Annotated in this window: 12 protein-coding genes; 1 reads left to right on the top strand and 11 read right to left on the bottom strand. The window is 38.2% G+C overall.

Translation table 11 applies throughout. The annotated features are described in order from the left end of the window. The first annotated feature begins 220 nt into the window (after positions 1-220). Complete coding sequence (locus HT730_RS03950) at positions 221-982, top strand: DeoR/GlpR family DNA-binding transcription regulator (RefSeq protein ID WP_000917603.1); 762 nt, start codon at positions 221-223, stop codon at positions 980-982. On the opposite strand, the gene HT730_RS03945 is transcribed toward HT730_RS03950, so the two are convergent. The 11 genes from HT730_RS03945 to HT730_RS03895 all read right to left on the bottom strand — a co-directional run bounded on the left by HT730_RS03945 (position 979) and on the right by HT730_RS03895 (position 10,233). Further along, positions 979-1,140: a hypothetical protein gene (locus tag HT730_RS03945; RefSeq protein WP_173276211.1), complete on the bottom strand. Its 162-nt coding sequence runs from the start codon at positions 1,138-1,140 to the stop codon at positions 979-981. The genes HT730_RS03950 and HT730_RS03945 overlap by 4 nt on opposite strands. Positions 1,141-1,265: 125 nt before the next feature. Beyond that, on the bottom strand, positions 1,266-1,523 hold the full coding sequence (locus HT730_RS03940) for a DUF3884 family protein (protein WP_173306876.1): 258 nt from the start codon (positions 1,521-1,523) through the stop codon (positions 1,266-1,268). 42 nt (positions 1,524-1,565) lie between these two features. Continuing rightward, positions 1,566-2,972: a 6-phospho-beta-galactosidase gene (lacG, locus tag HT730_RS03935; RefSeq protein ID WP_173306875.1), complete on the bottom strand. Its 1,407-nt coding sequence runs from the start codon at positions 2,970-2,972 to the stop codon at positions 1,566-1,568. A gap of 81 nt (positions 2,973-3,053) precedes the next feature. Continuing rightward, positions 3,054-4,748, bottom strand: coding sequence for a lactose-specific PTS transporter subunit EIIC (locus HT730_RS03930; protein WP_049511815.1), 1,695 nt, complete (start codon positions 4,746-4,748; stop codon positions 3,054-3,056). Continuing rightward, complete coding sequence (locus HT730_RS03925) at positions 4,748-5,065, bottom strand: PTS lactose/cellobiose transporter subunit IIA (protein ID WP_173306874.1); 318 nt, start codon at positions 5,063-5,065, stop codon at positions 4,748-4,750. Before HT730_RS03925 ends, HT730_RS03930 begins: the two co-directional genes overlap by 1 nt. Before the next feature lie 34 nt (positions 5,066-5,099). Next, positions 5,100-5,936, bottom strand: a complete 837-nt coding sequence (locus HT730_RS03920; RefSeq protein WP_173306873.1) for a transcription antiterminator — start codon at positions 5,934-5,936, stop codon at positions 5,100-5,102. Between the two features lie 233 nt (positions 5,937-6,169). Next, positions 6,170-7,150: a tagatose-bisphosphate aldolase gene (gene lacD / locus HT730_RS03915; RefSeq protein ID WP_001229114.1), complete on the bottom strand. Its 981-nt coding sequence runs from the start codon at positions 7,148-7,150 to the stop codon at positions 6,170-6,172. A gap of 1 nt (position 7,151) precedes the next feature. Further along, positions 7,152-8,081 carry a tagatose-6-phosphate kinase gene (locus HT730_RS03910; RefSeq protein ID WP_173306872.1) on the bottom strand — a complete coding sequence of 310 codons (930 nt, stop codon included), beginning with the start codon at positions 8,079-8,081 and terminating at the stop codon, positions 7,152-7,154. A gap of 10 nt (positions 8,082-8,091) precedes the next feature. Then, positions 8,092-8,607 carry a galactose-6-phosphate isomerase subunit LacB gene (gene lacB / locus HT730_RS03905; RefSeq protein WP_173306871.1) on the bottom strand — a complete coding sequence of 172 codons (516 nt, stop codon included), beginning with the start codon at positions 8,605-8,607 and terminating at the stop codon, positions 8,092-8,094. 148 nt (positions 8,608-8,755) lie between these two features. Beyond that, the gene (gene lacA / locus HT730_RS03900) at positions 8,756-9,181 is read right to left on the bottom strand and encodes a galactose-6-phosphate isomerase subunit LacA (protein WP_000029277.1); all 426 of its coding nucleotides are present in this window, start codon (positions 9,179-9,181) and stop codon (positions 8,756-8,758) included. Positions 9,182-9,336: 155 nt separating this feature from the next. Further along, positions 9,337-10,233, bottom strand: coding sequence for an aldose 1-epimerase family protein (locus tag HT730_RS03895; protein ID WP_173306870.1), 897 nt, complete (start codon positions 10,231-10,233; stop codon positions 9,337-9,339). Positions 10,234-10,388 lie beyond the last annotated feature (155 nt).

Below are 10,388 nucleotides of genomic sequence, written 5' to 3'. Positions count from 1 at the left end.
CTAGCTTCCTAGTTTGCTCTTTGATTTTCATTGAGTATAATTCTCCACCACTCTCAATCATAAAAAATAAACTAGAAACAACAAAATAATAACTTAATAAAAATATCGAAAGTTTTGAAAATGAACCTCGATATTTTTGTTTTTGTTTTATTTTGTTGTTTTTGTATTTGAATGATGGGCTAGTTTATGGTAAGATAGTAGTAGGAAACGAGGTGATAATGTGCTCAAACAAGAAAAATTAACCAAAATTTTAGAGATAGTAAATAGTAAAGGAACCATAACGGTTAAACAGATTATGGACGAAATAGCCGTTTCAGATATGACTGCAAGGCGCTATTTACAGGAATTAGCTGATAAAGATTTGCTGATTCGTGTGCATGGTGGAGCTGAAAAACTTCGAACCAACTCCCTTTTGACTAATGAGCGATCAAATATTGAAAAACAAGCCCTCCAAACGGCAGAAAAACAAGAAATAGCCCGTTTTGCAGGCAGTCTAGTAGAAGAAAGAGAAACTATTTTTATTGGACCAGGAACAACATTAGAATTTTTTGCGCGTGAGTTGCCTATTGACAATATCCGCGTCGTGACCAACAGTCTACCTGTTTTTCTGATTTTAAGCGAACGAAAATTAACAGATTTGATTTTGATAGGTGGAAATTATCGCGATATTACAGGTGCTTTTGTTGGCACATTGACCCTACAAAATCTCTCTAATCTCCAATTTTCTAAAGCTTTCGTTAGCTGTAATGGTATTCAAAACGGAGCTCTAGCTACTTTTAGCGAGGAAGAGGGAGAGGCTCAACGCATCGCTTTAAATAATTCTAATAAAAAATATTTACTCGCAGATCATAGTAAGTTCAATAAGTTTGATTTTTATACTTTTTATAATGTATCAAATCTTGATACTATTGTTTCAGATTCTAAACTAAGTGATTCAATCCTTTTTGAGCTATCTAAACTTACTAAAGTCATCAAGCCTTAATAAACCTGAAAGATTCTGGTTAACAACTCAATTTCAGAAGTAAATCTTCCCACAATAAAACGCATAGTATCAAGGTTTTCAACACCTGATATTATGCGTTTTTCTGCGTTAAAGACTTTTTGCCCAATTGCTTTATCTGCCACCTCAAAGCTATGCATTGAGAAACCTGCGACTTGCTTTCTAGTTTAAAGTTGCTCTTTGATTTTCATTGAGTATAAGCAACGTGATTAGATAAAAGTTTTGCAGCGTACTAAATACGAGATTTAACTTTTTTGGAAATTGGTTACGATTGTTGAAACGGCATAAAATCTGAATCAAAGGAGATATTATCCCGTTCTTCAGGATTGATAAAATTTAAAAACAAATTTTTAAATTCTTCCAGCTCATAATCTGAATGACAAATCCATTCTTTACCGGTAGAGACATACCATTTCCCAAGGCTTTTCAGTTCTTCATTCGTCAAACACGGTATTTGAGAGCATTTTTCAAAGTTGATAATATAAACTTTTTCATAAATAGATTGGATAAAATTTTTGAACATCTTTTTGCCTCACTAAAATTCTATATCTAATGACTCATTCTACTACTCAATCACTTGAGTTTTCGCTACTTTCTTGTACCAGTGAGCTGATTTCTTAGGATAACGTTCTTGAGTTTCAAAATCTACATAGAAGAGACCGTAACGTTTCTCATACCCATTTGACCATGAGAAGACATCCATCAATGACCAAATAAAGTAACCTTTTACATTAGCGCCATCTGCAATCGCATCAGACAAGACCTCCAAGTGTTGTTTCACATAATCAATACGGCCATCATCATAAACAGTGTTATCGACGAACTCATCTTTATAGCCGAGACCATTTTCAGTGATGTAAATCTTCTTGTAGTTCGGATAATCTTTCTTCACGCGCATGATTTGGTCATACAAACCTTGAGGGTAGATAATCCAATCCCAATCCGTACGTGGTACATAATCAGGAGCTACACGACGACCAACACCTTTGATTTGGTATTTAGAACTTCCTTTCTCACCCTTACCATTATGGATGATTTCAGTTTCTCCATCAAAGGATTCCATCCAGTCACTCATATAGTAGTTAATTCCAAGGAAGTCATTCAAGTCTTTTGCGGCTTCTAATACTTCGAAATCTTCGTCACGCAAGTCAAGCTTTCCACCATTGGCAGCCAAGATAGCCTCTACCCCTGCCAGGGTCTTTTCAGAGTAGTGCCCCAGATAAGTTGCATCCAAGATAAATTTGTTATGGATAATGTCCTCCAACTCTGCCGCAATAACATCTGCTGGATTTTTAGGATCCAAAGGATACTTAGTTGGCAGAGCGTGAACAACACCAATTTCACCTTTATAACCTTTATCTTTATATAGCTTAACTGCACGCGCATGAGACACCATCATATTGTGGTGCGATTGGAAGACTTTGGCAAGGTCATACTGGATACCTGGAGGGAATTTACCAACTAAATATTGACCATCACCGATTGGCCCAATTTCATTAAAGGTTGTCCAATAATTTACTTCTGGAAATTCTTCAAAACAGAAAGCCGCGTAGTCTACAAAGTGTTCAATATTTTCACGATTTAAGAAGTCGCCATTTGAGTGAAGAGCTTCTGGCGTGTCAAAATGATGAAGAGTTACAAATGGCTCAACGTGACGTTTGTGACACTCTGCAAATAGATTATGATAAAATTCAACACCTTTAGCATTTACTTCACCATAACCAGTCGGGAAAATACGTGACCAGGCAATAGAAATTCGAATGCCATTGATACCATACTCTTCTGCCAGCTTGAGGTCAACTGGATATCGATTGTAAAAATCACTGGCTGGTTCTGCAGTGTACCAGTAGTTATCTTCAAGATATTTATCCCACGCAACTGGTCCTTTTCCATCAGTATGTGTAGCACCTTCTGCTTGATAAGCAGCTGTTGCGCCACCGAAAATAAAGTCTTTTGGTAATGTTTTTGTCATATAATTCTCCTTTTAATTAAAAAAGAAATAAGATGGAGAGGAGGCTAGTGAGGCTTTATTCTCCATCTCACTTCTAATCTTTTATTTTTCGAATTGAGCTTGTACAAATGCAAGAGCACCTTTTCCATCACGGGTTAATTTGATGTATTGAGCGCCTTCTGTCTTGGCAAGTTTAATACCGAGTTTATCAGTTTCTGCTTTCATGTCTTCAAAGTTTGAAGCAACTTGAGGAGCAAGGATAACAAGATCAAACTCTGGCAACATTTCACGGTGAGCACCATAGCCACCTGCTGCTGCTTTCACAGGAACATTGTATTCTGCAGCTGCCTTGTTCAAAGCATTTGCAAGGAGACCACTTGTCCCTCCACCTGCACAGAGAACGAGAACATTTGTTTCTTCAGTGATGGTATTTTGTGCTGCTTCTACACCCGCTTTCTCAAGAATAGCATCTGCTTTTGCAGTGTTGAAGTTTGCAGCAACTTTTTCTTTCAATTCGTCATTAGACTTACCTGAACGCTCTTCTTCAAGAATTTGTTCATCATATACTTTAAGGAATGGGTAGTAAATGACTACGTCAACCACGATTAGAAGGGCAGCAAGAATGAATGATAGCACTTGGAAGTTAGTTCCAAGAACTAGACCTAGTGGAGCTGGAGTTGTCCATGGTAGATTAGCAGTAAATGAGTTCATTCCAAGAGTTTCAATAAAGAATTTAAAGATCCATACGTTTGCGATAGGAGCAAAAATAAATGGAATGAAGAAGATTGGATTTAATACCAATGGAGCACCGAACAAGATAGGCTCATTTACACCGAAGAAAGTTGGAACTACTGAAGCACGACCGATTGCACGGTTACGTTTCGATTTTGTTAACCACATGAACATGAAAGGAACAACTAGTGTCGCACCTGTACCACCCATGGTCACGATAAACATTTGTGTACCAGAAGTAAGAATCTTGTCAGCGTGCATACCTTGTTGGAGAAGGTTCAAGTTGACTTCGGCATTTGCATAGGTAATAGCTGCGATAGCAGGTTCAACGATAGATGGACCATGGATACCAACAAACCAGAAGAAGGCAAAGGCACCAAAGATAATGGTAATACCAAGATAACCATCAGCAGCAGAGAAGAGTGGAGCAAAGAATTTACCGATTGATTCAGCTACGCTTGCACCCACAAAATGACGTGCTAGTAAATCAAGAGCATAAAGAGAAACAACAGATAGAGTGAATGGAATCACATCTTTAAAGACTTGTGAAATATTTGGTGGAACTTCGTCAGGCATACGAATAGTGACGTTGTTCTTAACACAAACCTTATAGATGGCTACAGTAACAAAGGCAGCAAGGAAGGCTGAAAGCAAACCTTTTGTCCCCAAGAATCCAGTAGCTAGACCATTTTCGATAGGGTCAGCTGCCAACATCAACAAACCAACAATTGCTGCCAACAATGTTGACATATAGTTGATTTGATTGGTTTTCTCCATGCTTCGATTGACTGAGTCAGTCAAAGATTTAGCTGTTGTACCAGCTACCAAGAGAGCCAAAATCCCCATTGAATAGCTGTAAGGTTTCATCAGAAAAGCTACAACTTCATCAGACCATTTAAAGCCCCATGAGTTTGGTACAAAGGCAATCAAGATAAAAATACTTGAGAAGAGAATAACAGGCATACCTGCAATGAAACCATCACGAATAGCACGAAGATAGATATTACGAGATAGTTTCTCAAAGAAAGGTTTTCCTTTCTCAATAAATGCAATTAGTTTATTCATTATTTAACTCCTCTCTTATAGAGTTCGATTAAGTGGTGCATCAAATCTTTTAGCAAGATTGTTGTCATCAGGTGATCTTGACCATGCATCATGGTTACGCTATAGGCTAAATCTTCACCTGCAGCTTCCTTTGTTAACAAGCTTGTTTGCGCGTGGTGAGCCTCTGCAATACAGCTACCAGCTTCCTCTACCAGAGTGTCCGCTTTCGCAAAATCACCAGTTTCAGCAGCCTTCAAGGCTTCCAATAGTTTTGAACGAGCCTCGCCAGCATAGGCTACGATTTCAAAACCTAACAATGTTACTTCTTCTCTATTCATGATAGAATTCTCCTTATATAATTTTAAATAATTTTTATGATAATAAACGTTGGATATGTAGAACTAGATAAACTCGTTCACTTTTATACAAATCAAGACCCGTATGTTGCGTAATCACATCATAGATCTTGGAGCCAATCTCGAACGCTTTTGGATAGGATTGTTTGATATGGTCTTCCATATCAAGAAGCGATTGGTTATCATCCCTAGATCTGTCTAAATAATCCAAGAAATAATTCAAATGTATCATAAAGCGATCATAGAAATGATTATTCTCTTTGGTTCGTTGAATTGCATATTCCTTTAGAACTTCCTCAACATTGCTGAGAATTTCTTTCCTCTTATCAATCGACTCCACAAGTTCCACTTCATTTTCACCTTCGGCATTGATGAAATGATAAGCAATCCGAATAATTTCATCCTCAGGAAAATGATCTGCTAGCTTCTGACGGTAAATTTCAAAAGCTTCATTTGCGATTTGAAAAGCGACAGGATACTTAGCAGAAATATCTGGCAGATTACTATCCTTGTACCTTCCTTGTGCTAGAGCTTGGTAAGAACAGTAAATATGATCTGTCAAGGTTACATAGAGATACTCTTGAATCGGATAATGATATTTCTTGGAAAGCTTATCAATAATCTCATAAGTCACTGTGATAAAATCAAGCGGAACATCTTTGAGGAGAGCCATAAAGTTTTCTCTGGACTCTTCGGTCTTCATCCGAAAGATTTTCTCAACCTGATTTTCAGCAATCAAATCTCCCTTCTTCTTTCCAAATGCAATCCCCTTACCAATCACAATCACTTCTTCTCCTTTATCATTTCTGACAAGCGAGACATTGTGATTCATTGGATTTAGAATTCGATACATGTCAACCTCCTTTTATATCTTAAAGGTATATGAGTACAAAAAATGACCACAAATGAACTAGGAAATCAGCCGATTTCTAATTCACCTGTGATCATGCCTAATATTACTTAGTAACACTCACCTTGTATTAACTTGTGATTTAAGTATAGCACAAGTAAGTTATTTTGTAAACCTTTACATACAACTTTTTTAAAATTTTTTTAGATTCATGTTCCTAACCTAGGAGGACTTGCTTACACGCGTTCTTTCCATGAAGTCGCTGTTGTTTGAAGAACTTTATTGAGTTCATCAATATTTTCAAAACCAGTTGTACGAAGCCATTCGCGAGCTGCTGCTTCACCATCTTTGATGTATGCTTCAACTGATCCAGCCCATGTAGCACGGCCACAAAGAACTCCGTTAAAGTTTGCACCTGATTCATGAGCAAATACAAGAGTATCTTGGAAGAGTTTAGCTGATACACCAGCACTCAAGTAGATGTATGGCAAGTTAGTTGCTTCATCTTGAGCTTTGAAGAAGGCTGCTGCTTCTTCACGTGTATAAACTACTTCACCTTCAGCGAAGCCTTCAACATATTTAATGTTAACAGGAACTTCAACTTTCAAGACATCAATGTTAAAACGTGGGTCTGAGAAGACCTTCATAGCACCGATAACTTTGTGTGGTTTTACTTTCGCATATTCTACAGAACCAGCGTCCGCAATTTTTTCATCATAAGCAAGGATTTCAAGGAAGAATGGGATATCTTCAGCCACACACTCAGAACCGATACGTTCGATGTAAGCTTGTTTTTCTTGGTTGAGTTCGTCTGAGCTATCTACATCATAGTAAAGCAAGAATTTAACTGCATCTGCACCTTCTTCTTTAATACGTTTTGCAGACCAAACATCCAAGCAGTCTGGCAAGCGTTTTGTGCTTGTTGTGTCGTAACCTGTTTTTTCATAAGCAAGGAGAAGACCAGCTTTTTCATCAAGAGCTTTAGTTGCTGGAAGTCCATACTCAGGGTCAAGAAGCATTGATGAAGCGTATTTAGTCAATTCATCTGCTACCAAAACTTTCAGTTCTTCCATTTGAGCCACAGTTGGTTCTTCTGTTTGGTGTTGAGCCATGAGGCGTTTCAAAGCACCACGTTGGTCAAAAGCAAGAGCTGAGATGATACCATTTTCATCAGAAAGTTTTTCTAAGCGTGCACGTTTTTGTTCTGTTAAAGCCATTTTATACCTCTTTTACTATTAATTGATCATATAGAGCTTGATAGTTAGCCATGTTGACATGACCAGTCATTTTTTCTTGAGCATTGAGCATACCAAGGACATTTGCCTTGATGAGTAATTCTGCATCCGATTCTTTATGAAGTAGTCCTGAAGAAATCCCTGCCACAGTAGAATCTCCAGATCCGACAGGGTTGACCACCTGAATTCTAGGAATATCTACCTTGTAGAAAGTGTCACCATGTTTGGCAAAGGCACCATTGGCACCAAGTGAAACGATAATCCATTCAATCCCTGCAAACAAAGTTTCTTGAAGGACTTCTTTTAATTCATCCAAATCCTCTGAAACTTCTCTTCCTAGAAGCTGAGACAATTCCTCATTATTTGGTTTGATGACTGTTGGTTTATGTGGTGATTCAAGAACCGCCTGAAGTGCTGCACCAGAGCAGTCCAAGACAACAGGTTTGCCAGCTTGATTAGCAAGTTCTACCAAGCTCGCATAGTAATCAACTGGAAGGCCAGCTGGCAGACTACCTGAGATGGCTACTACTTCAACTGAGCCCAAGAGTTTTTTGAAATGTTCCAAAAAGTCTTGACCTTCTTGTTCAAGAACTTCAGGTCCTTTTTCAAGAACTTCTGTTTGGTTGTCTCCGTGAAGAATAGCGATACAGTTACGAGTTTCTCCCTGAATAGAAAAGAAATCTTTCTTTACTTGATCATCGATATGTTCAACCAAAAACTCACCAAGTTTACCACCAACTAAACCAGTAGCAAGAACAGAATCTCCAAATTCTGAAAGTACTCGAGTAACGTTTAGTCCTTTACCACCAGCTGTTTTGGTTACATCCACCACACGATTGACAGTATCAATCTTTAACTCATCCAAGGGATAGGAAATATCAATGGATGGGTTCATTGTGACTGTTAAAATCATAGGTCACCTCTTAGTCGTGGTATTCTCCGCGATCCCATTTTTCAAGGAATTCAGTGAAGAAGTTTGCGTCTGTTTGTTGAGCATTGTGGCTTTCGACGTGTTCAATTTTCGCAATCAATTTCTTGTTTTCTTCAGATGGTTTGTATTCAGCATGGATGAAAGCTTCGATGATGTCACACATGAGCAATTCACCAGTAATCTTACCACCAAAGCCGATAACGTTGGCGTTCAATTGTTCTCTAGCATAAAGGGCTGTTGTCATATCACGAACCAAGGCAGAACGGACACCTGGAACTTTATTTACAGCGTTGTTGATACCTACACCAGTACCACAGATACATACACCAAGATCAGCTTGACCGCTAGTTACAGCTTCCCCTACTTTTTTACCAAAGATTGGGTAGTGAGTACGTGTGTGGTCATAGGTACCAAAGTCAATGACTTCATGTCCTTTTGATTTCAAAAATTCTGAAACCGCCATTTTTTCATCTGTTACGATGTGGTCACATCCAATTGCAATTCTCATTAGTTATTCCCTCCGATTAATTATATAAATCTAATATCATTTATCCCTACTCAAGAAAAATCAAGATTAGCTTAGGAAGCGAGCTGCGAGCATAACTGAGGTTAGCTAAAGTGAGCTGACGACAGATTATCTTGATTTTTGAAGAGTATTAGCACATTTTGTTCAACATGTCGACCCGAATTTGGTGACGTCCACCATCGTATTTACCGTTAACAAATCCTTTAGCGATGTTTTTAGCCAATTCGTCACCAACAAGTTGTGCACCCATAGTGATCATACGTGAGTTGTTGTGGCCACGAGTCATATAAGCTGAACGTTCGTCAGAAACTTCTGCAGCAACCATTCCTTTGATTTTTGTTGCGACCATAAATGGACCAGCACCGTAAGCATCAATCACGATACCAAGGTTTTGTTCTTCTTTGTTCACTTCTGCAGCAACAGCGAGAGTCACATCAACAAAGTCTTGACCTTCAGCTGTAACATCCACAACGTGGAAATTTTCTTTTTCCAAGAAGTCTTTCACAACTTCTTTCAATCTCAAACCTGCAGCATCTGCACCGATAACAATAGACATATTGTATACTCCTTTTATTTTTTCTATGCTGGATTCCAGCAGTGTATTGCCTGTCTTTAAAAAACAGTCAATTAGTCCTCACAAACATAATATACTACTATTGTTTGAAAAAGTCAACAGTTTGTGTTTGTTTTTGTTATTTATTTTTTACTTTTTTATAAAACTTCTATCTCAAAACCTAATTCTTCAACCTGATTGGCTTCTAAGAGACGAACATTCTTCTTATCTTCTAAATGATCTCCTTCTTCAAGGGATGTTGACAAGCCAGACCATGGTTCAAAGGCAATGAAAGGTCCCTTGTTCAAAGTTGACCAGATGATGAGGTTTGGAAACTCTGCAAAGTGCACTTTCAATCCCTTATCATGTTTACGAGAACGAAGGGCAATTGTTCGAAATTGCAATTCATCCAAAGTCACTGCATCTGTGCTGAAAAGATCATAGCTTAGGTCTAATTCTTTTTGATTCTCTAACCATGGACTTCTATCTTGAAAGTCAAGCATCCCCGTTTCTGGGAAAGGGCGTGGAACAGAGCAAGTCTCTTCTTTCTCAAACTCTAAATAGTAATCTTCATAGACCTCATCATCCAGTAGAGGACAATTAAATCCTGGATGTCCACCAATAAAGTAAGGCATGACCTTGCTAGTTTCTTTATTAAATATTTTGTATTGAGTCCGTACTGTCTTGCCAGTAAGGCTATAAGTGATTTCTAGGCGGAAATGATAAGGATAGTTTTGATAGCTATTCTCATCGTCTTCAATTGCAAAAGTTACACTCTTATCTGTCTGTTCAACTAATTCAAATTCTTTCTTGCGGACCAGACCATGACGAGGAATCTTTCCTTTGCTTTCCTGACCCTTCTCATCTATATAGAGGGCTGTATCCTCTCTCAATGAACCACAAATAGGAAAGAGAACAGGAGCTTGTCCACTCCAATAAGTAGCATCCCCTTGCCACAAATACTCCAGTCCCTCAGCATCTTTTATAGAAGAAAGAGCCCCACCAAAACTGTTAAATTGAACTCTTAATTGTTCTGATTTTAATTCAATTACCATTATTTTCTCCGATTTCTTGATAGTTTATAAAAAACTAGGCTGTCACTCCTAATGGTATGACAACCTAGTTTCAACAATTTACACTCTGCGAAAATCCAATTCAAACTTCGTCAGCGTCGCCTTGCCGTAGATATGGTCACTGACTTCGTCAGTCT

This window comes from Streptococcus sp. k-628 (assembly GCF_013277475.1).
Classification (GTDB): Bacteria; Bacillota; Bacilli; order Lactobacillales; family Streptococcaceae; genus Streptococcus.
Note: the sequence above shows the minus strand (reverse complement) of the source record. Positions and strands in the feature narration are given on the sequence as shown.

What these genes read in the sequence shown, in the direction of transcription:
- lacG (WP_173306875.1), bottom strand. Translation starts at nt 2,972, where the DNA reads ATGACAAAAACATTACCAAAAGACTTTATTTTCGGTGGCGCAACAGCT.
- HT730_RS03940 (WP_173306876.1), bottom strand. Translation starts at nt 1,523, where the DNA reads ATGTTCAAAAATTTTATCCAATCTATTTATGAAAAAGTTTATATTATC.
- HT730_RS03945 (WP_173276211.1), bottom strand. Translation starts at nt 1,140, where the DNA reads ATGCATAGCTTTGAGGTGGCAGATAAAGCAATTGGGCAAAAAGTCTTT.
- HT730_RS03930 (WP_049511815.1), bottom strand. Translation starts at nt 4,748, where the DNA reads ATGAATAAACTAATTGCATTTATTGAGAAAGGAAAACCTTTCTTTGAG.
- HT730_RS03895 (WP_173306870.1), bottom strand. Translation starts at nt 10,233, where the DNA reads ATGGTAATTGAATTAAAATCAGAACAATTAAGAGTTCAATTTAACAGT.
- HT730_RS03925 (WP_173306874.1), bottom strand. Translation starts at nt 5,065, where the DNA reads ATGAATAGAGAAGAAGTAACATTGTTAGGTTTTGAAATCGTAGCCTAT.
- HT730_RS03910 (WP_173306872.1), bottom strand. Translation starts at nt 8,081, where the DNA reads ATGATTTTAACAGTCACAATGAACCCATCCATTGATATTTCCTATCCC.
- lacB (WP_173306871.1), bottom strand. Translation starts at nt 8,607, where the DNA reads ATGAGAATTGCAATTGGATGTGACCACATCGTAACAGATGAAAAAATG.
- lacA (WP_000029277.1), bottom strand. Translation starts at nt 9,181, where the DNA reads ATGTCTATTGTTATCGGTGCAGATGCTGCAGGTTTGAGATTGAAAGAA.
- lacD (WP_001229114.1), bottom strand. Translation starts at nt 7,150, where the DNA reads ATGGCTTTAACAGAACAAAAACGTGCACGCTTAGAAAAACTTTCTGAT.
- HT730_RS03920 (WP_173306873.1), bottom strand. Translation starts at nt 5,936, where the DNA reads ATGTATCGAATTCTAAATCCAATGAATCACAATGTCTCGCTTGTCAGA.